Origin of the sequence: Chloracidobacterium thermophilum B (assembly GCF_000226295.1) — a bacterium.
Classification (GTDB): domain Bacteria; phylum Acidobacteriota; class Blastocatellia; order Chloracidobacteriales; family Chloracidobacteriaceae; genus Chloracidobacterium; species Chloracidobacterium thermophilum.
Map to the genome: position 1 here is coordinate 1 of NC_016024.1, position 26238 is coordinate 26238.

General features: G+C 60.8%; 21 protein-coding genes. 11 read left to right on the forward strand and 10 right to left on the reverse strand.

Annotated elements, in window-relative coordinates; translation table 11 throughout:
• The first annotated feature begins 3 nt into the window (after positions 1-3).
• On the forward strand, positions 4-1395 hold the full coding sequence (gene dnaA / locus CABTHER_RS00005; RefSeq protein ID WP_148264076.1) for a chromosomal replication initiator protein DnaA: 1392 nt from the start codon (positions 4-6) through the stop codon (positions 1393-1395).
• 273 nt (positions 1396-1668) lie between these two features.
• On the opposite strand, the gene CABTHER_RS00010 is transcribed toward dnaA, so the two are convergent.
• Positions 1669-3333, reverse strand: coding sequence for a Ppx/GppA phosphatase family protein (locus CABTHER_RS00010; RefSeq protein ID WP_014098520.1), 1665 nt, complete (start codon positions 3331-3333; stop codon positions 1669-1671).
• Positions 3334-3638: 305 nt separating this feature from the next.
• Between CABTHER_RS00010 and CABTHER_RS00015 the strand changes: the two genes are divergently transcribed.
• From CABTHER_RS00015 to CABTHER_RS17850, 4 genes are all read left to right on the forward strand, one after another.
• Positions 3639-4352 (forward strand): carbonic anhydrase, encoded by a 714-nt coding sequence (locus tag CABTHER_RS00015; RefSeq protein WP_014098521.1) that lies wholly within the window; start codon positions 3639-3641, stop codon positions 4350-4352.
• 75 nt (positions 4353-4427) lie between these two features.
• On the forward strand, positions 4428-5513 hold the full coding sequence (locus tag CABTHER_RS00020; RefSeq protein WP_041569014.1) for a sodium-dependent bicarbonate transport family permease: 1086 nt from the start codon (positions 4428-4430) through the stop codon (positions 5511-5513).
• 20 nt (positions 5514-5533) lie between these two features.
• Positions 5534-5836, forward strand: a complete 303-nt coding sequence (locus tag CABTHER_RS00025; RefSeq protein WP_014098523.1) for a P-II family nitrogen regulator — start codon at positions 5534-5536, stop codon at positions 5834-5836.
• Between the two features lie 167 nt (positions 5837-6003).
• Positions 6004-7068, forward strand: a complete 1065-nt coding sequence (locus CABTHER_RS17850) for a LabA-like NYN domain-containing protein (RefSeq protein ID WP_014098524.1) — start codon at positions 6004-6006, stop codon at positions 7066-7068.
• Positions 7069-7120: 52 nt separating this feature from the next.
• Here CABTHER_RS17850 and CABTHER_RS00035 read toward each other — a convergent pair whose 3' ends face one another.
• From CABTHER_RS00035 to folE, 3 genes are read right to left on the reverse strand one after another with little or no spacing between them, the layout of a single operon-like run.
• Positions 7121-8749 carry an acyl-CoA carboxylase subunit beta gene (locus CABTHER_RS00035; protein WP_014098525.1) on the reverse strand — a complete coding sequence of 543 codons (1629 nt, stop codon included), beginning with the start codon at positions 8747-8749 and terminating at the stop codon, positions 7121-7123.
• Complete coding sequence (locus tag CABTHER_RS00040) at positions 8740-9192, reverse strand: hypothetical protein (protein ID WP_014098526.1); 453 nt, start codon at positions 9190-9192, stop codon at positions 8740-8742. The genes CABTHER_RS00035 and CABTHER_RS00040 overlap by 10 nt, the downstream gene beginning before the upstream one ends.
• 18 nt (positions 9193-9210) lie before the next feature.
• Positions 9211-9834: a GTP cyclohydrolase I gene (gene folE / locus CABTHER_RS00045; protein ID WP_014098527.1), complete on the reverse strand. Its 624-nt coding sequence runs from the start codon at positions 9832-9834 to the stop codon at positions 9211-9213.
• Positions 9835-9911: 77 nt separating this feature from the next.
• On the opposite strand from folE, the gene asnS reads away from it, so the two are divergent.
• Genes asnS through CABTHER_RS00060 form a run of 3 tightly spaced genes read left to right on the forward strand, consistent with a single transcriptional unit; the run spans position 9912 to position 13382 of the window.
• A complete protein-coding gene (gene asnS, locus CABTHER_RS00050) occupies positions 9912-11228 on the forward strand; it encodes an asparagine--tRNA ligase (RefSeq protein WP_041569016.1) in 1317 nt (438 codons plus the stop codon).
• Between the two features lie 37 nt (positions 11229-11265).
• Positions 11266-12129 (forward strand): hypothetical protein, encoded by an 864-nt coding sequence (locus CABTHER_RS00055; protein ID WP_014098529.1) that lies wholly within the window; start codon positions 11266-11268, stop codon positions 12127-12129.
• 38 nt (positions 12130-12167) lie between these two features.
• Complete coding sequence (locus CABTHER_RS00060; RefSeq protein WP_014098530.1) at positions 12168-13382, forward strand: trans-sulfuration enzyme family protein; 1215 nt, start codon at positions 12168-12170, stop codon at positions 13380-13382.
• 6 nt (positions 13383-13388) lie between these two features.
• Here CABTHER_RS00060 and CABTHER_RS00065 read toward each other — a convergent pair whose 3' ends face one another.
• The 6 genes from CABTHER_RS00065 to CABTHER_RS00090 form a co-directional block, all read right to left on the reverse strand.
• Positions 13389-14789 carry a D-alanyl-D-alanine carboxypeptidase gene (locus CABTHER_RS00065; RefSeq protein ID WP_081464602.1) on the reverse strand — a complete coding sequence of 467 codons (1401 nt, stop codon included), beginning with the start codon at positions 14787-14789 and terminating at the stop codon, positions 13389-13391.
• Between the two features lie 81 nt (positions 14790-14870).
• Positions 14871-16310 (reverse strand): metalloprotease TldD, encoded by a 1440-nt coding sequence (gene tldD / locus CABTHER_RS00070; protein WP_014098533.1) that lies wholly within the window; start codon positions 16308-16310, stop codon positions 14871-14873.
• A gap of 33 nt (positions 16311-16343) precedes the next feature.
• Positions 16344-18974 carry an alanine--tRNA ligase gene (gene alaS, locus CABTHER_RS00075; RefSeq protein ID WP_014098534.1) on the reverse strand — a complete coding sequence of 877 codons (2631 nt, stop codon included), beginning with the start codon at positions 18972-18974 and terminating at the stop codon, positions 16344-16346.
• 170 nt (positions 18975-19144) lie between these two features.
• On the reverse strand, positions 19145-19471 hold the full coding sequence (gene trxA, locus CABTHER_RS00080) for a thioredoxin (protein WP_014098536.1): 327 nt from the start codon (positions 19469-19471) through the stop codon (positions 19145-19147).
• A gap of 337 nt (positions 19472-19808) precedes the next feature.
• On the reverse strand, positions 19809-20813 hold the full coding sequence (locus CABTHER_RS00085; protein WP_148263861.1) for a glycosyltransferase family 2 protein: 1005 nt from the start codon (positions 20811-20813) through the stop codon (positions 19809-19811).
• A complete protein-coding gene (locus tag CABTHER_RS00090; RefSeq protein ID WP_014098538.1) occupies positions 20810-22621 on the reverse strand; it encodes a tetratricopeptide repeat protein in 1812 nt (603 codons plus the stop codon). The genes CABTHER_RS00085 and CABTHER_RS00090 overlap by 4 nt, the downstream gene beginning before the upstream one ends.
• A 166-nt stretch (positions 22622-22787) precedes the next feature.
• Here CABTHER_RS00090 and tig point away from each other — a divergent pair, with 166 nt between their 5' ends.
• The 3 genes from tig to clpX all read left to right on the forward strand — a co-directional run bounded on the left by tig (position 22788) and on the right by clpX (position 26180).
• Entirely contained in the window at positions 22788-24191 is a 1404-nt protein-coding gene (gene tig / locus CABTHER_RS00095) for a trigger factor (RefSeq protein ID WP_014098539.1), read from the forward strand.
• Positions 24192-24273: 82 nt separating this feature from the next.
• The gene (gene clpP / locus CABTHER_RS00100) at positions 24274-24873 is read left to right on the forward strand and encodes an ATP-dependent Clp endopeptidase proteolytic subunit ClpP (protein ID WP_014098540.1); all 600 of its coding nucleotides are present in this window, start codon (positions 24274-24276) and stop codon (positions 24871-24873) included.
• 89 nt (positions 24874-24962) lie between these two features.
• Entirely contained in the window at positions 24963-26180 is a 1218-nt protein-coding gene (clpX, locus tag CABTHER_RS00105) for an ATP-dependent Clp protease ATP-binding subunit ClpX (protein WP_014098541.1), read from the forward strand.
• Positions 26181-26238: the final 58 nt, after the last annotated feature.

Below are 26238 nucleotides of genomic sequence, written 5' to 3' on the forward strand. Positions count from 1 at the left end.
ATGATGGACGACGAAAAGTGGACTGCCTTTCTGAGGGAGATCGAAAGGCGTATCAACCACGAAAGCTTCAGCACGTGGTTCAAGCCGGTGACATTGCATGCCTGCCAGGGGGACACCATTTACCTCCGCGTTCCCAACCGAAGCTATGAGGACTGGATTACAGAGACCTACCATGAGTATGTCGAAGAAGCCCTGAAAGCCGTTGGATGCGGTGGGGCGCGCTTGGTGTTTGTCTATACGGAGTCACCTGAACCCAAGTCTGCCAACGGGTTGCTTGACGATGAGTCTCCCAAGTCAGGCAAAGATGCCTTTTCCTTTGGTGTCTTTGACAGCGAACTCTCCGAGGGGTTGGCGGGCGCACGCATTGTTGACCTTGAACCCCTCGAACTCCCGCTCAACCCAAAATACACCTTTGACACCTTTGTTGTCGGCTCGTGCAATCAGTTTGCGCGCGCCGCTGCCATGGCGGTAGCTGACACGCCGACCCGCACCTACAACCCCCTGTTCATCTATGGCGGCGTGGGGCTTGGCAAGACTCACCTGATGCACGCCATCGGTCATGCCATCCGCAACCGGGACCGCCACATGCGGTTGGTGTACATCTCCTCGGAAAAGTTCATGAACGAACTCATCAATGCCATCCGGTACGACAAAGCCCAGGCGTTCCGCGAGAAGTACCGGAGCATTGACGTGCTGCTGATTGACGATATTCAGTTCATTGCCGGCAAAGAACGCACCCAGGAAGAGTTCTTCCACACCTTCAACGCCCTCTACGATGCCCAGAAGCAGATTGTTATTTCCAGCGACTGCCCACCACGTGAAATCCCTACGCTGGAGGAGCGCCTTCACTCCCGTTTCGAGTGGGGACTTATTGCTGACCTTCAGCCGCCTGACTTGGAGACCAAGGTCGCCATTCTGAAACGCAAGGCTGATCTGGAAAAAATTGACCTGAGTGACAACGTGGCCCTGTTCATCGCCGGAAAAATCAAGTCGAACATCCGTGAGCTGGAAGGGTCACTCATCCGGCTGGTGGCATACGCCTCACTCAAGCAGCGCCCGATTGACATTGAGCTGTGCAAAGAGGTCCTCAACATTGAGGAAGAAGAACGCCCCATCACCATTGAAATGATCCAGCGGGTCGTCAGCGACCACTACGGGCTGCGGGTGGCTGACCTCAAATCCAAGAACAACTCACGCAATATCGCGGTGCCACGGCAAGTCGCCATGTACTTGTGCAAGCAGCTCACCAACCACAGCCTGCCTGAAATCGGACGCCACTTCGGCAACAAGCACCATACAACCGTGCTCCACAGTTGCGAGAAGATTTCCCGCCTCTACCAGACCCAAAACGATTTCCACAGGCTCATCAACAACCTAATTAGTTCATTGAAATAGACTTAGGGGAGTTTTCCACAGATCTGTGGAAAACTGCCTGTGGATGACCTGTGGAACCTGTGGAAAACTCTGCCCACCTCCCGAAGTTTTCCACAGGTTCCACAGGAAAGGGCTTTTTTTCCACAGCTTTTTCCACAGCCGAATTCAAATCCAAGTGTTCTAAAATCAATAACTTGTAATTTTTTTCCACATTTCCACAGGCCCTACTAGGACTACTAGATCATGATCCATGTGGATATTTCATGAAGCGTAGTAAAAGATGCCCGCCCGGAATCAGCGGTACATAGCCGCAGGGGCCGCCTGCTCAGGGCAAATCTCGACCTTCAAACCGGGAAAGACCGTTGCCCAAATCGGCAGCACCTGCTGGGCGCACCACACTTCCAGGCTGATGTCCGTGTTGTCCACGGAAATGGGCACAATCTGCAGGCTCTGGTCCTGCATCTCCACAATGACTTCCTTGACTTTGCCGCCGTGGCGACGGTCAAGGGCATCGGCGAGGCGCAGGATGGGAATCAGCCTGGTGACGGTTTCCTGATGGACCGGCAGAAGGCGGGTGAAGTCTTCGTGCTTGCGTTTTGGAAGTGAGCCACGGTGGTAGCGCGCCAGATTGGCAATGATGGCTATCTCGTGTGGATGGAAGCCGGGAAGCTCGGCGTGACGAATGAGGTACATCGCATGTTTGTGATGGCTTGTGTGTGCGATGTGGTAGCCAATATCGTGCAGCAGCGCCGCGTAGCGAAGCCATTCCCGTTCACGCATGCCCAATCCGTGGAGGGGCAGGGTCTGGTCGAAAATCTGCTCAGCAAGCTTGGCGGTGTGGTGGGCGTGGCCGGCTTCGTAGGCATACCGGCGGGCAACGGAGAGAATACTGTGCTCCCGGATGTCCCCGGCTGACAGAGGCGTATGGGAAAGCGACCAGCCCTGTTCACGCAGGTAGTTGATGACAACTCCTTCCCGCAGCGACCACTCGCAGGTAGTCAGATGTTGAATACCCAGTTCCCGGAAAATGGTCTCCAGCAGGATGCCGCCGGCAACGATGATGTCAGCCCGGCGACTGTCCACACCGGGAAGTTTGCGTCGCGCTTTGTGCGGCATCCGTTGCAGACGGCGGTTGAGGGCTTGCAGCTCTGCGTAGGTCAGTTCTGATGCAAAGGATGTAAATGCGACCTTCTTGGGCGCTGGGGCCTTTGTTTCCAGGGAGTGTGTATCGGGCTTGGCAGCGGCAAGGGCGAGGATGGTTCCAGAGGTTCCGACGACCCGCTGAAAACCTCCGGCCTCCTGGATTTCACGTACCGTCCGGGCAAGGCCGCTCTGAATGTAGGTGGTGAGGGCTTCAATTTCAGCGCGCGAAGGTGGGTCCTGCCGGCTCAGAAACTGCTCCTGAAGACGAACTGCGCCCAGCTTGACCGAGGCCAGATAGGTTGGCGTCTGGCCGTCCGTCAGAATGAACTCGGTGCTTCCGCCCCCGACGTCAATGATGAGTCCGCGTTCACCCTGGAAATCGGTAACTTCAGCGACCGCCAGAGCAATGAGACGGGCTTCCTCGACGCCGGGGAGAATCTCAACTTTCAGCCCGATCTCCTGCTCAACACGCTGAAGGAACACGTCCCGGTTCCAGGCTTCCCGGATGGCGCTCGTCGCCACCACTAACACGGCTGTCACGTCGTGCGCATGCGCCAGGTCGGTGAAACGACGGAGCGTGGCGACGGCAGCTTTGATTTTTTCATCCGTCAGGTGGTGAGTCTCGGTAAGACCGGCGGCCAGGCGTACGGTGTCTTTCTCCCGTTCAATGATACGCAGTCTTTCTCCCGGACGGGCTTCAGCAATGATGAGATGGATCGAGTTTGAGCCAACGTCTATCGCCGCAACGCGGTGAAGTGCTGAACCCGGCCTAGGTGAGATGCTTTGACGGGTAGCCGCAGGCAATGTGAGTTCCAAGGAGGTGGGATGATTCCAACCAGAGGCCGGCAGAGATGAAGCCAACTACGACATACAACGTTGGCGAGGCTAGCAAAAGATTGACCGCACCTCAAGTAACTGACACGCCATGAAGACAGTGCGAAAGTGGGGGCAACGTCAATGAACTTCGGTTTGGCACTCCCGCTGCAGCCATCCTGCTGGGAAGGACGGCGGGGTGGGAGACGCCAGCCCACCACTTTCGCCTTACGGAGGATATTACCTGAATGTCGTCCCCAAGACACACCTTTGAGCGACGATTGGCTTGCTGTTGTTTTGCGCCTCTTATGGCGCTGGCCTTTGTTCATCCCACTGCCATTGCCCAGTCCAAGTCACCAGCAAAGCCGGCTGTCAGTCAGCCCGCTGTCACGCCAGAGGAAAAGACGCCCAAAAGCACACCGGCGCTGACAAATGAGCAACTTCAGGCCGACCCCGAAGCCGCCCTCAAGGTACTGCTCGAAGGCAATCGCCGCTTTGCCGCCGGCGAAACCATCCATCCCCGCCAGGACATTGCGCGGATTCGTGAAACGGCCAAAGGGCAAAAACCCTTTGCCATCATCATCGGCTGCTCTGATTCCCGGGTGCCCAACGAAATCGTCTTTGACCAGGGACTGGGCGACCTGTTCATCGTACGGACGGCCGGCCAGGTTTCAACCTACGCTTCGTGGGGAAGTATCGAGTTTGCTGAGGAAGTGCTTGGTGCCAAGCTCATCTTCGTGCTGGGGCACACGAAATGCGGCGCAGTGCAGGCGGCTGTCCGGGTGCCGGAGGTGCCAGGGCACATTGTCACCCTCATCAACGACATCAAGCCTGCTGCCCAGCGGGTCAAGGGCCAGCCCGGCGATGAAGTCGAAAACGCCGTCCGGGAAAACGTCCGCATGCAGGTCGAAAAGCTCAAAAATCTTGAGCCGGTTCTGGCCAAGCGGTTTCGTGAGGGCAAGCTCAAGATCGTCGGCGGCGTCTATGACATTGACACCGGTCTCATCACGCTCGTCGAGTAGTGCATCCACCAGGCTGGCATAGCGCTGCTGTGCCAGCCGACCACCAGCCACACACCCACGCACGAGAGGAAAACCATGAACGCTACCCAAGCGATGTTCTTGAGCTTGTTGTCGCCAATGGTGCTCGCTTTCATCCTTGGCGTCATTGCCACCCGCGTCAAAAGCGACCTGAAATTTCCCGAAGACCTCTACACGGCGCTGACGATTTACCTTCTTGTCGCTATCGGTCTCAAGGGTGGCTACAAGCTTTCCATCAGTCACCTGAGCGACTTCTGGCGACCGGGCCTGGCAGCGATTGCGCTGGGAGTCATTATTCCGATAGTGAGTTATTACATCCTGCGGCAGCTAGGAAAGTTCAACGTCTGGAACGCGGCGGCCATCGCAGCCCACTATGGCTCGGTGTCCGCTGTGACCTTTGGCGAGGCCATTGCCTTCCACGACACGCTCAAGGAAGAAGCCTTGCGGGCAGCTATCGAAGCCGGCACCGTTGCCGCTGGGACGGCGGCCGATGCCCCGGCAGCTTTGGCGGTCTATCAGGCGCAGGGACTCAACTACGAAGGGTTCATGCCTTCGCTGTTAACCATCATGGAAGTTCCGGCCATTCTGGTGGCCATCATCATCGCCCGCCTGCAGAGTCGTGAGGATTCGCTGGACGCCGGGGAAGGCGGGACGATGGGCGAGGTTCTGCGGGAGTTGCTGGCCGGGAAAAGCACCCTGCTGCTCATTGGGTTTCTCATTGTTGGTTATGTTTCAGGGAAGCGCGGCTGGGAGCAGGTAGCCCCGTGGTTTGACACGCCATTCCGGGGCGTCCTGACCCTGTTCCTGCTTGAAGCCGGTCTCGTGACCGGGCGGCGTCTGGAAGACCTGAAGAAAGTCGGTCCGTTTCTCGTTGCCTTTGGCATTCTGATGCCCATTGCCAGCGCTGTGGCAGGCATCTTTGCCGGTCGGCTTGCGGGAATGACCATGGCGGGAGCGACGGTCTTGGGCGTTCTGGCCGCCAGCGCTTCATATATTGCCGCACCGGCGGCGTGTCGCGTCGCACTGCCAAAAGCCAGCCCGACCTACTACCTCACGGCCTCCCTGGCCATCACCTTTCCGTTCAACATTATTGTCGGGCTGCCGCTGTACCACTTCATTGCCACCAGGGTCTATGGGCTGTAGGTCTGAAAAGGAGGACACCGATGAAAACATTCGAGATGAAGCTCGTGGTGATTATTACCGAAGACGAGCTGGAGCCGCGTCTGACGAAGGAAATCCTGGCTCTGGGGGCGCGTGGCTATACGGCCAGCCGGGTGCATGGCGAGGGTTGGCACGGCGCGCGAAAGAGCGAGTGGGAAGGGGAGAACGTCCGCATCGAGACCATCGTGCCGGAGCCTGTTGCCAACAGCATTCTGGCACACATCGCCGATCGCTACCTGCCGCACTATGCCACCGTGGTTTACATGCAGACGGTGAGCATCCTGCGCGTTGAAAAGTTCACATAGCACTAGCCCCGGAGGTAACCGCGGGTGTGTGGATGTGCTGGCCAAGGGCTGGAATTTCTGTGCAGCTTTTGACTTGCTTTCCAACTGAAACTAGAATGTTGACAAGCCAAAAACGAGGCGGCTTTTCACATTCCTGACCGTTTATTCAGTTCACAGAAAGCAGTCGCATGGCATCCAATGATCTCCGGAGCAGTTCCTCCGGATCGCATCTCGCTCATGCTCCATCAAACCGTGGCCGGGTAGCGATCTTCATTGATGGCAATAACCTGTTTCACGCCGCGCGGTCGGCTGGCGTCGAAATAGACTACGCCAAGCTCCTTGCCTACCTCCGGGGGGAGGACCCGCTGCTGCGGGCCTTCTTTTATACCGGAGTGGACCAGCAGGCGGAGCGCCAGCAGGGGTTTCTGCTCTGGATGCGCCGCAACGGCTACCGTGTCGTACAGAAAGAACTCAAAACCTTCCCGGATGGCACCAAGAAAGCCAACCTCGATGTCGAAATTGCCGTGGATATGCTGTCACTGGCCGACAAGTACGACACGGCTATCCTCGTCAGCGGGGATGAAGACTTTACTTATGCCCTCAATGTGATTGCCTACAAGGGGGTACGGGTTGAGGTGGCTGGCTTCCGTGCCAACACTTCGCCGCGCCTGATTGACGTTGCCGACCGCTTTCACGAACTGGATGCCATCGTGACCGACATCAGCAAGTCTCCAAGCAAGCGGGACTCGCAACAGACAGAAGCTCTGCGTCCAAGTGGAGAGTGGTCAATTTCACCGGATCGCCCGGCTGAGAAACCCGAATTGAGTGGAGCCACGGCCTCTCCGGCAGAAACCGGCAGCGTTGAAGTACCTGATGAACAACCCAGTCAGCCACCGGTTTCAGGGGGCACGGGAGAACTTGTTGGAAAACCCACCCAGCCGACGGAAACGGCATCATCGGGAACAGCACCCCTGGAAACAGTGCCGGCGGTTGTCGAACCACCGCCTGTCACCGTGGACAATATCGTTGTGGGGGCGCTCCAGTCTGGCGAACATCCCGTCGTGATGGCTGATGAATGGGAGGCATCAGAACTACCAGCCGAAGCGATGCCCGGTTCTACCTTGGAGCTGTCGGCCCTTGTGCCTTCGCCGGAACTGCCCGAAACCGGTAGGCCGGAACCTGGCACCGAAGGCGATACGGTTGGCAGCGACACACCAGGAGCTGAGCAAAGCCCGAAGGTCGGGCAACGCTGAGCACCTGACCTCCGGGGCGACAAAATCAACACGCTGGCGTCGAAGTTACGGACTACAGCAGGTTTCCCGTCAGCACAAATGGCCCAAGGTGTGGACCGGGCTGATTGAGACAGGTTTCAAGCGCCAGCCGGAGCATTGGACGGAGGTCTTCCGGCGGCAGCACGGCATCGCAGAAACCACGCGCTGCCGCAAACCGGGCATCGAGCTGCGCTTCGTAGGTGGCCCGAACGGCATCCATTTCCGCCTGCAAGTCGGCGTCCGGCGATTTTCCTTCCGCCTTGAGCCGTTCCAGTTGGGCTGAAAACAGCGCCATGACGGCCGATTCACCTTCCATGACGCCCATGCGTCCGGTGGGCAGCGAGAAGATGAAGTTCGGGTCGAAACCCTGTCCGGCCATGGCGTAGTAGCCAGCGCCCGACGCATGGTTGACCGTCAGCACCAGCTTGGGCACGGTGGCCGTCGCCATGGCTTCAACGAAGTGAGCGCCGGCGCGGATGATGCCGGACTGCTCGGCTTCGACGCCGACCATAAAGCCCGACACATCCTGCACGAAAAGCAGGGGCAGGCGGTGCCGGTTGCAGGTTTCGATGAAGTAGGCCACCTTCTCGGCGCTTTCCCGATAGACAATGCCGCCGAAGCGCGGTGGCCGGTCGCCGGTGGACTTGATGAGGCCCCGCCGGTTGGCAATCAACCCAACCGGGATGCCTTCGACCCGCGCGTGGGCGCAAATCATTTCACGGGCGTAATCGGCCTGAAACTCATCGAAGGAATCAGCATCCAGCAGGGTGTCAAGCAGGGCTTCAACATCGTAGGGAAGCCGGTGATCGGCCGGCAGGATTTGATATGCCTCCCGTGGGTCGCGCCGGGGAGGCCGCGCTGGTGTAACCGAAACGGCACGGGGCGGCGGTGGCGGCAGCTCCGCCACCAACCGCCGGAGCCGCGCCAGACAGGCCGCATCATCCGGCTCGCGGTAATGCGCCACGCCGGAAACTGTCGTGTGCATCCGCGCACCGCCTAACGCTTCCGGGTCCGAGGTCTGCCCCGTCGCTCCGCGCACGAGGTTGACCCCGCCAAGGCCCATGAAACTCGTGCCTTCAACCATGACGATGACATCCGACAGCGCTGGCAGATAGGCGCCGCCGGCAATGCACTGCCCCATCACGGCAGCCAGTTGTGGTATGCGCAGATGCCGGCGCATCAGCGAGTTGTAGTAAAACAGCCGGGCCGCGCCATACTGTCCGGGAAAGACGCCTCCCTGATAGGGCAGGTTGACGCCGGCCGAATCCACCAGGTAGGCAATCGGCACACGGCAGCGCATGGCCACTTCCTGGGCCCGTAGCATCTTCGTAATGGTTTCGGGAAACCAGGCGCCGGCCTTTACCGTGGGGTCATTGGCTACAACCACAATCTCGCGTCCGTGGCAGCGTCCGATACCCGTCACCACGCCGGCTGCCGGCGCTTGTCCGTCATACCGGTCGTAGGCCACGAGCAGGCCTATTTCGAGGAAGGGGGAACCGGGATCGAGCAACCCGGCAATGCGTTCGCGGGCCGTCAGCTTCCCTTGGGCGTGGAGGCGCTCGATTTTGGCTTCACCGCCGCCCAGTCGGAGCCGGGCTTCAAGTTCCCGCAGTTCGGCCGTCAGGCGTTCCAGATTCTGCGACATCGTGGTTTTCAGCGACATTCGCCCGCAATTTCGTGGTAGCGGTCGTGGAGTTTGTTGAGCGCCGCTTTGATTTCCTCATCGCTGGCCTGCCGGGCCACAAGTTGGGCGACCTCAGCCGCCTCCCGTTCGAGCTTTGCCAGCAGTGGACGGAGTGCTGCTGCATCATAGCCCTTGGGCGGCCGGGAACGCGCCCACAGCCGGGCCTTGCGGGCCATTTCAGCCGCCCGTTTGCGTACCGGGCCAAAGTCGCCATCTTCCATCGGGTGAAACGTTCCGGCCAGGACGGAGTGAAACTCCTCCTGGGCTTTCCACGGGGCTTTGGGCTTGGGAGCGACGCCGGTCGTGGGTTCCTGCACGACGGCAGGCTCGACGACGGTATGCCCGACAGACGCTTGTCCGCCGATACCAAACGCCAGAACCAATCCAGTGAAACCGGTTGCAAAGGACTTGGTACGAATCATTCCTGATGAGACTCCATATCACCCGCCCCGGCTGGTTGCCTGGCGGGAAAGATAGTTGAAAAACTGCTCGCGCCACGGGGCTTCCTGAAAGCATCCCCGCAGGACGGTGCTTTCCACAGACCCGTCCGCGCGAACGCCGCGCATTTCCATGCACATCTGACGCGCAATCAGGCAGACGGCCACGCCTTGGGGATGACACACCCGCTCGATAGCAGTAGCGACATCCATGGCCAGGCGTTCCTGAAGCTGCGGCCGGCGTGCCGCGTGCTCAAGCAGTTTGGCCGGCGCGCCAATGCCCATCGCCAGCGCGGCGGGGACGTAAGCCACGTAAGCTGCGCCGAAAAACGGCGTCAGATGGTGGGCGCACATCGAATGGAACGACATCCCGCCAACGGCAATGAACTGACCGGACAGCTCTGCGGCCGGAAAGGTTGAAACCACCGGCGGTGGCTGGTCTGCAATGAAGGGTGCAAAAAACTCCGCCCAGAACTCCGCAACGTTTTCCGCCGTGCGCTCCAGATGAGTATCACGGTCTGCGGTCAGCCGCAGCGCCTCCAGCATGCGTTGCAGGGCGCGCGCTGCCGTCAGCAGTTCCATCCCCTCATTGCTCTCTGGCTTGGTTTGCTCGTCGTGCTTCGGCATGCTATTCCCACAATCGTGACAAGGCTCACGCTATCACAAGTTTGTCCCGTGATGCTCCCAACGATATTGAAACAACCATGACGAATCACGTGCGGATTGCTGATTTTGCCGCCAACCTTGGGCAGACCGTCACCATCAGGGGTTGGCTTTACAACGCCCGTTCGAGCGGAAAACTGCTGTTTCTCGAAATCCGGGACGGTTCCGGGATCGTGCAGGGAATAGTTTCCAAAAACGCTGTTTCCGAAGAAGTCTGGAACCGGGCGGCGGCGCTGACCCAGGAATCTTCCATCATCGTCACCGGGATGCCCCGCGAACACCCCAAACGACCCGGTGTGTACGAACTTGACGTACACGACCTCACCATCGTTCAACTGACGCAGGACTACCCCATCACGCCCAAGGAACACGGCATCGAGTTTCTGATGGACCACCGCCACCTGTGGCTGCGCTCCAAACGGCAGCACGCCATCCTGCGCGTCCGGCACGAAGTTGTCCGCGCGGTCCGCGACTTTCTCGACAACGATGGCTTCATTCTGGCCGACACCCCCATCCTGACGCCGGCGGCCTGTGAAGGCACCACGACCCTGTTCGAGCTGGATTACTTCGACGACGGCAAAGCCTACCTGACGCAGTCGGGGCAGCTTTACAACGAAGCCACTGCTGCCGCCTTCGGCAAGGTCTATTGCTTCGGCCCGACGTTTCGGGCCGAAAAGTCCAAGACCCGCCGCCATCTGACAGAGTTCTGGATGGTCGAACCGGAAGTTGCCTACGCAACGCTGGAAGACATGATGGTGCTGGCTGAGCGTTTCCTGAGCTTCATCGTGGCGCGCGTCCTGGAGCGCCGCCGGGAAGAACTCAAGCTGCTCGAACGCGATACAAGCAAGCTGGAAGCCATTGCCGCGCCGTTTCCACGCCTGCCCTACGATGAAGCTGTGCGGATGCTTCACGAGGCGCATCTGGCCGGCAAGCTCGAACACGATTTTGTCTGGGGAGGCGACTTCGGTGCGCCGGATGAGACCTACCTGGCACAGCAGTTTGACCGGCCGGTGATCGTCCACCGCTATCCGGCGCAGGTCAAAGCATTCTACATGGAAGAAGACCCGGAACGCCCGGAACTGGCCCTGTGCATGGACGTGCTCGCCCCGGAGGGCTATGGGGAAATCATCGGCGGCGGCCAGCGCATGCAATCCTACGACCGGCTTGCACAGCGGATCGCCGAGCACAACCTGCCCCGCGAAGCTTTTGAATGGTATCTTGACCTGCGCCGGTACGGCACGGTGCCCCACGCTGGCTTTGGCATGGGCATTGAGCGGTGTGTTGCCTGGTTATGCGGTCTGGAGCACGTCCGCGAAACGATACCTTTCCCGCGCATGCTGTACCGGCTGCGGCCCTGAAACCCGAAAAAATACAGAAAGGTGCAGCGAGACCACAATGCGGCTGAAAACTACGTCACTCTGGTTGGCGCTCTTGCTGGCAGGTTGGTTGACGGGCAGTGCGGCTGCCCAGTCGCCAACCAGCCCAAAGCCGGCTTCTGGGCTGACGCCAACGGATACCGTCCAGATGTTTTACCGCCTGCTGCGGGAGCAGCGGTTGACTGAGGCTTTCCAACTGCACGTCTGCGGCCCGGCCGTTGAAAAAATGACGCCCCAGCAGTTGGACGAACTGAAGCCGGAATTTCTCAAGCTGATCGGAAAGATTCCTGAAAAGCTCACGACGAGCGGCGAAACCATCACCGGAGATGACGCCACGGTGTTTGTCGTCGTGCCGGCTGAGGCTGCACCCGGCAACCCGTCGCCACAAACTGAAACGGCCTCGGTTGGACTCATTCGCAGCAACGGACGCTGGCTCATCGGCGACCGTGAAACCCAGGCCCTGGCCTTGGCCCACGGCGAAAGCTTCTTCAAGTTGAGCGAAGAAGGTGTCTTCATCCGAATGTTTCAGAACGAAGACGCCATGGCGCGGCTGGTGACGCAGTTGGTGGAAATCGAGCAGGTGTTTGCCCGCAACAACCGGGGGCAGTACGGCACGCTCCCGGAACTTGTTGCGTACCGGAACCAGTTCCGGGAAGACATCGCCCGCCTGCTGGCATCGCTCGAAAACGGCGAAATCTTCGGGCACACGATTGAAATCGAGCTGACGCCCGACCGCCGGGACTTTGCTGTCTATGCCGTTCCCAAGCGGCACAACTACGATGGCCGCTACTCATTTTATGCCGACCGCAGCGGCGTTCGTTACCGCAACTACGGCGGCGCACGCATCGAGAAGGACACGCCCGGCAACAAGACCCTCAACTGAGACTCAACGGAGAAGCACCGGCTGCCGAACCCAAAGCAATGACCAATCACGACTCCCGCCACATCGAAACTCTGGCTGTTCACGCCGGGCGGACGCCGGACCCGGCAACCGGGGCCGTCATGCCGCCGATTCATCTGGCCACCAACTACGAGCGCGATGCCACCGGAGCCTGCCCCCGTGGGTTTGAGTACACCCGTGAAGGCAACCCCAACCGGCAGGCGCTGGAAACCAGTCTGGCGCGGCTGGAGGGCGGTGCGGCTGCCGCCTGCTTTGCTTCGGGGAACGCGGCGGCCGCGGCCATCTTTCAGGCGCTGACGCCAGCGCAGCACGTCGTCATCGCACAGGATACCTACTACGGTACGGCCGTTTTGCTCAAAGACATCTTTGCTGCCTGGGCGCTGGAAGCCACCTTCGTGGATGCGACCGACCCGGAAGCCATTGCCGCCGCCATGCGCCCGCAGACGGCGCTGGTCTGGGTTGAGACGCCCTCCAATCCGCTGCTGTCCATCGTGGACATTGCCCGCGCAGCGGCTATTGCCCACGCGCATGGCGCGCGTCTGGTGGTTGAAAACACCCTGGGAACGCCCGTCCTTCAGCAGCCGTTCGAGTTTGGCGCGGATTTGGTTGTTCACTCGACGACGAAGTTCCTGGGTGGACACAGTGATGTGCTCGGCGGGGTGGTGGTGACGAACGTTGTGGACGAGTTCTTTCAGCGGCTCCGGCGCATCCAGGTCATTGGCGGCGCGGTGCCATCACCCTTTGACTGTTGGCTGTTGCAGCGGAGTCTGAAAACCCTTCCCTGCCGGGTTCGGGCGCAGTCCGAAACGGCGATCAAGGTGGCGCGCTTTCTGGCGACGCACAAGCGCGTTGAACGGGTGCTGTATCCGGGATTGCCGGAGCATCCCGGCTACCTGACGGCCAAACGGCAGATGAGTGGCTTTGGCGGTGTGCTGTCGTTCACGCTCAAGGAAGGTGCCGCTGCCGCCAAGGCGTTGCCGTCACGTACGCGCATTTTCACCCACGCCACGAGCATCGGCGGGGTGGAGAGTCTCATTGAGCATCGCGCTTCGGCGGAAGGGCCCGACACCCGCGCGCCGCAAAACCTGGTCCGTCTGTCCATCGGGCTGGAGCATCCCGACGATCTCATCGCCGACCTGGCCCAGGCACTGGGCGAAGTGCCGCAGCCCGAACCAAAGCCGGTCTTTCCGGGTGGGCGACTGCTCCGCACGCCTGGAATGCCACAGAGCGGTTGATATGGCTTACCGGCTGGTGCCGGCCGTGCGCGCCGTCACGCGCTCCATCACTTCTGCGTCCTCACAGAGCGAGGGAGACATCTCCGACCCCAGGGCCAGTGGCAGTGCGCCGCCGCTGTCGGCGGCTACCATCGAGATGATCTCTTCCTGAAGCGGCCGCAGGCTGTGGGGAGAGCCGCGCTCCAGAATGGCAAAGAACAGAAGCCCCCGCTTCTGGGTGTACAGAATGCCGGCCAGCGCACTTGTGGAAGACAGGGTCCCGGTTTTGCCGATGACGGTGCCTATCAGGTCTGGGCTGGTGAAGCGACGTTGCAGCGTGCCGTTGTCAATCCCGGCTATCGGGAGCAGTTCGCCCAGGGAGATGTTCCGTTTTTCGAGCCAGTTGACGGCATAGCGCATGAGTTTGACCGTCGCGCGGGGCGTAATGGCGTTCTGCCCAAGGCCGGAGGTCGTTTGCAGATAAACTTCCTGGGGAGGCAGCTTGACCTTTTCGATGAGGTACTGCCGCACGCCGGCCGCACCGCCGACGCGCGCGCCGACAACATGGGTCATTTCATTGTGACTGTAAGCGTTGATGGACTTGAGAATCTTCAGAAGCGGTGACGAGCGATACTCCAGCAAGGGGTAACGGGGCGTCGTGTGGTCATCAGCAAGAGCGTTGCCGGGCGAAATGGTGATGCCGTGATAGACCGGCATCTGGCTGAAGGCCCTGACGCCGCGCACCGCGTTCCAGACGGCTTCGGTTTTGGGCGTCCAGCGGCTCCGGTCAAGGGTGGTGAGAATTTCGCTCCCAATAACCGCCGGCTGTGAGCGCAGATTGAGCAGCATGCCGGACCCGATCCGAAGGTTGCCCTGGACGTTGCGAATGCCCATCTCGTAGAGCTTCTCGCCGATGAGAAACAGGCTTTCCGTCACAAAGGATGGGTCCTGTTCACCGCTGAACACCAGATCGCCCATGAGCGTCCCGGTGGACCAGTCTATCGCGCCGGTGTAGCTGATGCGGGTCGGATAGCGGTAGTTGACCCCCAAGGCTTCAAGCGCCGCCATTGAGGTCATGACCTTCGTGACCGACGCCGGGTTGTACATCAACCCTTCGTTCAGGCTCAGAACCGGTGTACCGTCCAACGCCTCGAAGTAGATGCCGTGCGGTTGTACCGAACGGGAATAGCTCAGCAGGCGGGCCGTAACCAGGTCAGGCAGGGTGAGTGGAACTGGTGGTGGTTGGACTTCATCAAGGGGAGCGGCTGGCCCGCTGGGGTGGTTATTACCCGAATCCACCCGCACAGCTACCGACCGGCGCAGGTCATCGTTCGTGACAACGCGCGGGCGCTGTTGCGCCATGAGGGGGAGAGTCAACAAACAGCAGGCGCTCCACAGAGCGAGCGACATCCGAACCAGGTGCTTCATGGTCGAAAGCTTCCTCTTGATGTGGTGGTGATGGTGTCCTGGCTGACTCTGGCACAGACGGTTGGCACAGAGGAAACGATGTTACCGCTGTGTACCGCCGACAGTCATCTCCGAAATTTTGATAGTTGGCAGACCAACGCCGACTGGCACGCTTTGCCCGTCCTTACCACAGGTGCCGACGCCGAGATCGAGTTCCATGTCACAGCCAACGGCGGTGACTTTCGTCAGGGCATCGGGCCCGTGCCCGATGAGCGTGGCATCCTTAACCGGCGCTGTGATGCGGCCATCCTCGATGAGGTACGCTTCACTGGCCGAGAAAACGAACTTGCCGCTGGTAATGTCCACCTGGCCGCCGCCAAACTGTACGGCGTAGAGTCCGCGCTTGACGCTGCGGATGATGTCTTCGGGCGTTTCCGTTCCGGCCAGCATGTAGGTATTTGTCATCCGTGGCATAGGGATGTGCCGGTAGCTTTCCCGCCGCCCATTGCCGGTGCGCGGCACGCCGAGCAGCCGGGCGTTCAGGTAATCGTTGATGTAGCCGCGCAGGATGCCCTTTTCGATGAGGACGGTGCAGGAAGTGGGGTGGCCTTCGTCGTCCATGTTGAGTGAGCCGCGCCGGCCGGGGAGTGTTCCGTCATCCACAATGGTACAGGCGTCACTGGCCACCCGCTGTCCGAGCAGGTCGGAAAAGGCGGAGGTTTTCTTGCGGTTGAAATCGGCTTCCAGTCCGTGCCCGATGGCTTCGTGGAGCAGGATGCCGGGCCAGCCATGCCCCAGGACGACTTCCATGGGTCCAGCCGGTGCTTCCACGGCGTCGAACTGCAACACCGCGAGCCGGACGGCCTCACGCGCGAGCGCTTCCGGGGCCAGTTCCCCCTCGGTGAACATCCCGAAGCCGCGCCGTCCGCCGCCGCCGGCCCGTCCGGCCCGGAGTTCGCCATCCTGGTCGGCAATGCACACGACGCCAACCCGCGCCAGTGGCTGGATGTCGCCGGCCAGAACGCCCTCGCTGGTGGCCACCATGACGACTTTCCATTCGTCGGTCAGGCTGGCCTGTACCTTCTGGATGCGCCGGTCGGCGGCATAGCACCGTTCGTCTATGTCTTTGAGCAGCTCGATTTTGCGTTCTATCGGGGGATCATCGCCGGTTTCCGTCTGGGGATACAGGTCATGCACCTTGGCCTGTGGCGTCACGGCCACGGGGCCAACGGATTGGGCTGCCTGGGCAATGCAGGCTGCCGTGCGCGCTGCCTGCCGGATACTGGCCGGTGAAATATCGTCGGTGTAGGCATAGCCGGTCTTTTCTCCGGCAATGACGCGCACGCCGACTCCCTGGGCCACCGACCGGTTGGCCGTCTTGATGAGGCGTTCCTCCAAGGTGAGGGCGTTGGTGCGGCAATACTCGAAATACAGGTCGGCATAGTCGCCGCCGGCCGCCAGAGCTTCGCCGAGCAGGGCGTCGAGGTCGCCGGTGGTCAGCCCATAGCGGTCAAGAAAGAAGGCAATGGCATCCGTGGTCATGCAGGACGGCTCCGGGTTACAGAAGTTGGGACCTCAGCCAAGGAAACGTTCGACAATGGCCGGCGTTGCCTGGAGGGCTTCAGGAAGCCTGGCGGCGTCTTTTCCGCCGGCTTCGGCGTAGTCAGCGCGACCGCCGCCGCCGCCGCCGACAATGGCCGCCAGTTCACGCACGATGTGACCAGCCTTGAGGCGGTTGGTGAGCGCATCAGCCACCCGTACGGCGAGCGAAACCTTTTCCCCGCTGCGAATGCCAATGACGACCACGGCCGGCCCCAGCTTACCCACGAGGTATTCCGCCAACTGACGGACACCGGATTTGTCCAGATCGGCCGCTTCGAGTGCCAGCACGCGCACGTCGCCTATTGTCCGCACTTCGGCCAGCGCCGCTTCAGCGCGCTGCTGGGCAAGTTTGAGCCGCAGGGCTTCGATTTCACGCTCAGCCTGGCGCAGGCTGGTCTGGAGTTTCTCAACCTGCGCCGGAATGTCGCTGGTGTCGCCGAGGCGGAATGTGGCCGTGAGGTTGGAGAGAATGGCCTCATCGGCCTGGAATCGCTCAAAGGCTGCCTCGCCGGTCACGGCTACGATGCGCCGGACGCCAGCGGCAATCGAGCTTTCACTGATGATTTTGAACAGCCCAATGTCGCCTGTGGCCGTAACGTGCGTGCCTCCACACAGTTCCATCGAAAAGCCGGGTACTTCGACGACCCGCACGACATCGCCGTATTTTTCACCAAACAGGGCAATGGCGCCGGCGGCAACGGCCGTGTCAAGCGCCATTTCCCGTTTGGCAAGCTGGGCATTACGCCGAATCTGGGCATTGACGAGCCGTTCTATCTCGGCAATTTCGTCAGCCGACAGGGCCGCGTAGTGGGTAAAGTCAAAGCGCAGTTTGTCCGGCGCAACTTCACTGCCGGCCTGCCTGACGTGCGCGCCGAGCACTTCGCGCAGTGCCGCGTGCAGCAGGTGGGTGGCGGAATGGTTGAGCATCGTGCGCCGGCGGCGGTCAGCATCCACGGTGGCTGTCACCTGGTCATTGGCGCGCACTTCACCGCGCAGGACTTCCACGCGATGCACGATGAGACCTGTCACTGGCGCGACGGTATCCGTCACCCGCAGCGTGGCGGCTTCATTTTCGAGCAGTCCCGTGTCGCCAACCTGGCCGCCGGATTCGGCATAGAACGGCGTTTCATCGAGAACGACTTCGCCGGTTTCGCCAGCCCGGAGGACTTCGACCAGCTCGCCCTGCCGGATAACGGCCCGTACGCGCAGGTCAGGCAGGGAAAGGTGGTCATATCCGCGAAAAACGGTTGGCCGTCCGTCGAGCGCTGCCTGGTAGGCCGGGGCCACGGCTTTTGCTGCACCGCCTTTCCAGCTTTCACGCGCCCGAATACGCTCTTCCGCCAGCGCCGCTTCAAAGCCGGCTTCGTCCACCCGCAGCCCGCGTTGCTCGGCAATGTAGGCAATCAGGTCAAGGGGCAGGCCATAGGTCTGATAGAGATCGAAGGCATCCGCGCCGGAGACCACGCCCTGCTCGGCGCGCCGGAATGCTTCATCGAGCCGCTTGCGGCCGGCAGCCAGCGTCGTCGAAAAGAGCTTTTCTTCCGTGGTGACGACCCGGGCAATGACCTCGGCCTGGGTCTGGAGTTCGGGAAAGGCCGTGGCCATGTGCGCGACCACGAATGCCGTGATGTCGTGCAGGAACAGGTTGTCAATCCCCAGCCGCCGCCCGTGCCAGATGGCGCGGCGCATGATCTTGCGCAGCACGTAGTTGCGTCCGGTGTTGCCGGGATAAATGCCGTCGGCAATGGAGAACGCTGTGGCGCGGGCGTGGTCAGCAATGACCCGCATCGAAATGCCGTCCGGGCTGTCGTAGTGGTAGGGTTTGCCGGCGCGGGCGGCTATCTGTTCGATGATCGGCAGGATGAGGTCGGTGTCGTAGTTGGTCTTCTTGCCCTGCAGAACCGAGGCCAGGCGTTCCAGTCCGGCACCGGTGTCCACAGAGGGCTTGGGCAGCGGTTTCAGCGTGCCGTCGGCGAAACGCTCAAACTGCATGAAGACCAGATTCCAGATTTCAACGGTGGTATCGCCGGGCCCGTTGACGTACTCCGGCCGGTTGTCAGCCAGATCATCGCCCAGAAAATAGTGGATTTCCGAGCAGGGGCCGCAGGGGCCGGTTTCGCCCATCTGCCAGAAGTTTTCCTTTTTGCCAAAGCGCAGGATGCGGTCGGCGGGTGCGCCCACCTTCTTCCACAGCGCGAAGGCTTCGTCATCGTCCTCGTAAACCGTGAACCAGAGCCGCTCCAGCGGCAGCTCGAACTCCCGCAGGAGCAGTTCCCAGGCGAAGGCAATGGCTTCTTCCTTGAAGTAGTCGCCAAAGGAAAAATTGCCCAGCATTTCAAAAAACGTGTGATGCCGGGCCGTTTTGCCGACTTCCTCCAGGTCGTTGTGCTTGCCGCCGGCGCGGATGCACTTCTGGGACGAAGCCGCGCGGGTGTAGTCGCGGGTTTCGCGGCCCGTGAAGACATCCTTGAACTGGTTCATTCCGGCGTTGGTAAACAGCAGGGTGTCATCCGGCGGCAGCACGGGCGAACTTTTCACAATCCGGTGGCCGTGCCGGGCAAAGTAGTCGAGAAAGCGATGGCGGATGTCATGTCCGGTCAACATCGGGTCACTCCTGACGAGGCAGGCGCAGACGGTTCTGAAATCCGTGTTTCACTTGGCAGAGGAAAACGCCGTCAGGGCGTTTTCGGCCGGGTGGTATGCACCTTGAAAACGCCGACGGCCGCGTTGTAGTCAGGCCAGGTCTTGTCACCGACCAGCCGCATCCAGCCTGCTCACAGGTGCTTTTCGAGCATGCGGGCGATGGTATCCTTTGGATGCGCGCCGGTGAGCCGTTCCTGTTCCTGCCCGTTCTTGAACACGATTAGTGTCGGAATGCCGCGAATGCCAAAGCGGGCTGAGGTCTGGTTGTTTTCATCCACGTTGAGTTTCCCCACCCGCACCCGTCCGGCGTAGTCGTTGGCGAGGGCTTCAACCGTTGGGGCCAGCATCCGGCAGGGTGCACACCAGGCCGCCCAAAAATCCACAAGCACCGGACGATCAGACTGCAACACTTCGCGCTCGAAGTTGCTGTCCGTGATTTCAATGACGTTACCGCCCATGATAGTTCCTCCAGGAGTTTGAGTTCACCGTTCTTTGTATCATCTGAAAAACCGGGAACGAACGGACAGGTGATTACTAGCACACGCCTTTTGCCTTGCGCCAATAGCGAACGCTTTTGGCGGCGGGCGGCTTCCGGCGGAACCACCCGGCTGAATGCTGCCAAATCCGGCTGGAAAAACCTATGTGCCTGTGGGTTGTCAAACACAGCGAGGTATTGCCGAATGTGCTGCGGCCGAAGGCGATTACTGACACCCTGACCACGCAGCAGATACCGCCCGCGCCCAGCCTGCGCACCTGGACGGTTTTGGCCGATGAAACCCTTGAGGAACCAACGGTTTACACAGAGTGCTTCCCAGCAGCCGGCGCAGTTGCCCGGACCCCTTCGCCCACGTCGTCTTCAAAACCCTGACGCTCACGAACGACATACAGCGGACGGCGCTTGACTTCCTCGTAGATTTTCCCGACGTACTCGCCGACCAGGCCCAGGCTAATCAACTGTACGCCGCCGATAAGCAGTACGGTGATGAGCGTCGAGGTCCAGCCAGGGACCGTCCAGCGCAGGACAAAGAACACATACAGGGCATAGACAATGTAGAGTGCTGCGAAGGTGGCCATGCCAAAGCCGAGCAGCGTCGCCATCCGCAGCGGCCAGACAGAAAAGGAAACCAGCCCGTGGATGGCAAAGCGCAGCATGCGGGTCACGGAATACTTGCTTTCGCCGGCGAAACGGGCCGGGGCGTCAAACGGAATGGCTGCCGTGCGAAACCCCAACCAGCTTACGAGACCACGGTTGAAGCGGTGGGTTTCACGCATGGCGCAGAAGCTGTCCACCGCCAGGCGGCTCATCAGCCGGAAGTCGGCCGCACCGGGGATGATCGGCGTTCCCGATCCCCAGTTGAGCAGCCGGTAAAACAGCCAACTCGTGAGGCGCTTGCCAAAGCTGGCGTCAGCAGTTTCGCGGCGGATGGTGTACACGATGTCAGCCCCCTGTTCCCACGCCCGGACGAGTTCCGGGATGAGTTCCGGCGGATGCTGTAGATCGCTGTCGAGTGTGATGACGGCCGCACCTTGGGCAGCATCCAGTCCGGCCAACAGGGCCGCCTGGTGTCCGAAGTTGCGGGAAAAGGTCAGCGTCTTGACCCGTGCATCACGGGCGCGCAGACGGGCCAGTACCTGTGGCGTAGCATCGGTTGAGCCATCGTCCACGTAGATGATTTCCACATCGTAGGGCAGTGCCGCCACCGCAGCCGAGAGCGCCGTATGAAAGGCTTCCAGACCCTCGGCTTCGTTGAAGCAGGGCGCGACGATGGAAAGCAGGCGGTCGGACATAAGTTGGGTCATGGGCAGTCCTGAGCGAGGTCGGCCTGCCGTTGAGCGATGTCCGCCCGGTCGGGAGCCAGTTGCCGGGCCGCAGCATAGGCAGCAGCGGCTTCCGGGCAAAGGTGCAGAGCGCGCCGCGCCTCGGCCAGAGTGAACCAAATTTGGGCGTCATCCGGCGCCAGCGTGGCCGCGCGCTCCAGATAGGGCCGCGCTTCACGCGGGCGGCCGGTCGCCAGCAGCGCGTAACCGTAGTCGTAGCAGGCAAGGCTCTGGTTGAGAGTGGTTTCATCACCCTTCAGCCACGGTTCAAGCACGGCAATGGCGCGTTCAAACTGTCTGGCCTGGCAGTAGGCATTGCCCAGGGCGCGCGCCAGCCGGTCTTCGTGCGGAGCCAGGGCGTAGGCGCGTTCCAGGCAGGCAATGGCCTCATCCAGGCGTCCCCGCGCGCGCAGGGCATCCGACAGATTGCCCAAGGCAAAGACGTTATTCGGGTGAAAGTGAAGAATCCGGCGGTAGAGCACGAGGTCATTCTGCCAATAAGGGACGTACTGCGCCGTCAGCCAACCGTACCCTATCAGCACACCGGACATGGGCAGGAGGCTTGCCAGGGCCCTGGCTTGCGGGCTGGTGAGGCGCTCCAGCCACACCATAAAGCACCAACCGAGCAGCAGAGCAAAACCCAGTGTCGGAAGGAAAAGATAGCGGTCGTGGAGAAATTCCTGCGGACGAAAGTGGCGCAGGTTGAGCGTCGGCAACAGGGGCAGCCCAATCCAGGCCAGCAGTGTCAGTGCCAGCGGAGCGCGGCGCAGCGCCCACGCCGCGCCAATGCCCACCCCCAGCAAGCCCATCAGCGGCAACCAGAACAGGCGGTCGGTCGGGCTGGTCACGTACGTAAGTTCGTATTCAAGGCGCAAGCCGACGGGCCACACGAGCAACTGTACGTACGTCCACAGCACGAGCGGGGCCGTCAGGGCCACTGTCAGCCACGGAAGGTAGGGCGTCCCTTCAAACACACCGGGCAGCGCCAACCGGCGTGCAACAAAGTATCCGGCAAGGGCGAACGTCTGCGGCCAGAGGGCGTGCAGTGCCGCGCTGAAGCGCATCCGCCAGCTTCCAGGCCGCTGGGTCAGATGCAGCAGGAAGACCATCGGCCACCAGAACACGGCAAATTCCTTGGTGAGCAGGGCGGCGGCCAGCGCGCCGGCGGACAGCCAGTTGCGCCCGCTGGTCAGTCCCCAAGGCCAGCCCCGCTGCCACGTGGCTGGAAGCGATGAGTCTTCGGTGCAGCCAAATCCATGGTGCGGATGCCAGCCCGCGGCCTGAAGATGAAGGCCGAGCGCCAAGGTGAAAAACAGCATCAGCAGGGCATCGGGAAAGGAAGCAATCCAGGCCACAGATTCCACATGCGTCGGGTGCAGGGCAAAGATGACCGTCGCCAGGACACGTCCGGGCCCCTTGCCCAGAAGAAGCCCACCTGCCCACCAGACTCCGCCGATGGCCGCCAGGTACAACAGCAGGGAAGTTGTATGCCAGCCCCGTGGGTCTTCGCCGAAAAATGCATAGTTGGCCGTCATCCAGACCAGGTACAGCGGCCGGTATGAGTTCGTGAGCGTATAGCCGGGCTGCCCGCTCCAGACGTGGTCGGTGAAGGCGCGGCCAATGTAGGCCCAGGAGCGGATGTGGAGGTTTTCCTCGATTTGCAGGTGGTCGTCAAAAACCCGTTCATAGTTGACCGTCGGGACATACAGCAGAATGACCGACAGCAGTATCCCCAGCAGCCACCAGTGGCTGGTCAGGGATGCCGGAAGCCACAATTCGCGCCGCTGCATGGAGATGTTCTCCGGGGATGCACCGGCCAGCTTGACCGGGGTGGATTGCGTCGCGTGCGTTGGTACGACTATACTACACGCTTGTCTATCCGTTGCCTGTGGCCAGAGACCTTACCGCTAACGCCATCGGCGCGGCACTTGCCTACACCGCATCTGAGGACACCGCTTGAAACTCGAAATCAATCATTTGTCATCGGTCAGGAAGGAACTCATTATCGAGCTTCCGGCCGAACGTGTCACACGCAGCTTCAACCGCTTCTCCCACGAACTTGCCCGCCAGGTGCGCATTCCGGGTTTTCGTCCGGGCAAGGCCCCGGTGTCGCTGGTGCGCCAGCGTTTTCAGGCCGACATCCACGAGCGCGTGCTGGCCCAACTCGGCTCGGAGGCCATTCAGGAAGCCATTCGCGCCTCGCAGTTACAGGTGCTCGGCGAGCCGACCATCCAGGACATTCGCCTTACCGATCAGTTGCCCTTCGTACTCAAGGTTGCCGTGGATGTGTTCCCGGAGTTCACGGTCGGCCCGCTGGAGGGCCTGGAAGGCACGAAGCGGGTCGTCCCAGTGACGGACGCCGACGTGGAGCGTGTGCTGGAGCAGCTTCAGGACTCCCTGGCGACGGTAACGCCGGTGGAAGATGGGCGTCCGTCCCAGCCAGGTGATCTGGTGACGGTGGCGCTTAAGGGGTACATCCTTGAAGACGGAGCGCCTGTGCCGTCTGAGGAGCGCGCGCCGGACATCACGCTGCGGCGGGAAACGCTGGAAATCGGCGGCAAGACCACTCGGCGGGAATTTGACGAGGCGCTGCGCGGGAAGAAGGTTGGGGAACAGGTCGTCGTCGAGATTCAGTATCCACCGGCTGCGCCGGGAAGTACGGCCGAAGCGGCTCCGGCAGCAGAAGGAGTCGGCGACCTTGCCGGCAAGCGCGTCCAGTTTCATCTCACGGTTGAAAAGCTGGTTCAGAAAACACGCCCACCGCTGGATGATGCGCTGGCCCAGCGGGTAGCCGGGATGGACCTGGCCGCATTGCGGGCGCGGATTCAGTCCGACCTGGAAGCCGATGTGGAGCGGCGCGCCCTGGACGCCCTGGACACCCAGTTGCTCGACCAGCTCGTGGCGCGGACGGGAGTGGAAGCCCCGGAATCGCTCGTGACACAGCAGGTCAACCGGCGGCTGGGCGAGTTCGTCGAACGCCTTCAGCAGCAGGGCATTGACCCGCGTAAGGTCAACTATGATTTCCAGAAAATGGGCGAAGCCCTGCGTCCCGGTGCGGAAACCGAGGTCAAGCGGGCAATTGTTTTGGAGCAGGTGGCCCGCGAAGCCAACGTGCAGGTGACGGAGGCCGAACTGACTGAGTATTTGTCTGAGATGGCGGCGCAGATGGGCGTAGCGCTGGAAGCCCTGCGCGCCCGCTTGACAAGGGAAGACCAGCTCGATAATGTCCGGGCTACGCTGCGAAACCGAAAAGCTTTGGTCGTCGTGCGCAGTGCTGCGCGGGTCGAGACACAGACCGTTTTGCCAGCCGCTGCTCCAGCGCCGGAAGAAACGGTTTCATTCCTGTCCGAAAACCAATAGAACCATGACCAGGCCCCTGCGCCCACACGCCAGTCGCGCGTGGCGCTTATCTCAATAGCCCTCAAGGTACGGTTGCACTGCCATGATTCATCCGACAGCGGCTCTCGTTCCCATGGTCATCGAGCAGACCAGTCGCGGCGAACGCGCTTACGACATCTACTCGCGCCTGCTCAAAGACAACATCATTTTTATTGGCACGCCCATTGATGACACCGTTGCCAGTCTCGTTGTGGCGCAGCTTTTGTTTCTGGAGTCTGAAGACCCCGAACGCGACATCTCGATTTATATCAACAGCCCCGGCGGTTCGGTTACGGCCGGAATGGCCATCTACGATACAATGCAGTTCGTCAAGCCTGACATCGTGACCTTCTGTATCGGGCAGTGCGCCTCGATGGGGGCGCTGTTGCTGGCCGCCGGGACAAAGGGCAAGCGGTATGCCCTGCCCCACTCGCGTATTCTGATTCACCAGCCCTCCGGCGGCGCTCAGGGACAGGCGACAGACATCCTTATTCAGGCTGAAGAAATCAAACGTATCCGTGAACTGACTTCCAACATCCTGGCCAAGCACACCGGCAAGCCCTTTGAGGTCATTGAGGCGGATGTCGAACGCGACCGCATCATGTCGGCGACACAGGCTATGGAATACGGTATCGTGGATCAGGTATTGACATCTCGCACCTAAGCAGTTGGCTTTGATGAAAACCGCTTGCTGACCGCAAGCCAGCCCGCTGCTGACGCGCCGTGGAGCCAGCCGTGAGAGGAAGAGACGACATGTTACGCTGCTCTTTCTGTGGGAAGAGTCAGAACGAGGTCAAAAAGCTCATTGCCGGCCCGACCGTTTATATCTGCAATGAGTGCATTGACATCTGCAATGAAATCATCAACGACGACGCACGCCAGGAAGCCGTCACGCAGCGTCCCTACCTGCCGCGCCCGATTGAGGTCAAGGCATTCCTGGATGACTACGTTATCGGGCAGGATGAAACCAAGAAAAAGCTTGCGGTTGCTGTCTATCAGCACTACAAGCGGATCGACATGCTGCGTAACCGCACGGCCGGGGACGTGGAAATCTCCAAGAGCAACATCCTGCTCATCGGCCCGACGGGCACCGGCAAGACGCTTCTGGCGCAGACTTTGGCACGCATCCTGAACGTCCCGTTTGCCATCGTGGATGCCACGACGCTGACCGAAGCTGGCTACGTCGGCGAGGACGTGGAAAACATCATCCTCAAGCTACTCCAGGCGGCGAACGGCGATATTGAGCGGGCGCAGCAGGGCATCATTTATATTGACGAAGTTGACAAGATATGCCGTAAGGACGACAACCCCTCGATTACCCGCGATGTCTCCGGCGAGGGCGTTCAGCAGGCGCTGCTCAAGATTCTCGAAGGGACGATTGCCAGCGTGCCGCCACAAGGCGGACGCAAGCATCCTCACCAGGAATTCTACCCGGTGGACACCACCAACATGCTGTTCATCTGCGGTGGGGCGTTCTGCGGACTTGAACGTATCATCGAGCGGCGTATCGGCAAGAAAGCCCTTGGTTTCAATGCCAAGATTGACCGGCGTCCGGCCTCGAAAACGGAAGGTATCTACAGCCAGGTACAGCCGGAAGACCTCATCAAGTATGGTCTCATCCCGGAGTTTGTCGGACGGCTTCCCGTCATCGGTACGCTCCACGAACTCGATGAAGAAGCGCTCATTGACATTCTGACCAAGCCCAAGAACGCCATCATCAAGCAGTACCAGCGACAGTTCGAGTGGGACAACGTCCGGTTGCGGTTTACCGACGATGCCCTGCGTGCCATTGCCCGCATGGCGCATCAGCGCAAAGTGGGCGCACGCGGGTTGCGGATGATTCTGGAAGAATTGATGCTGGATGCGATGTACTTCCTGCCGAGCCAGAAGCGCATCCGTGAGTTTACCGTGACCCGTGAAATGGTCGAAGACCGGCGTGTTCACCTGCCGCTCCCGGAGAAGGCAGCGTGAGAGACAGCAGCCAACCTGCCCTCTCCGGTATCCATTGGCGCCACAGCGGTTGGCCAGC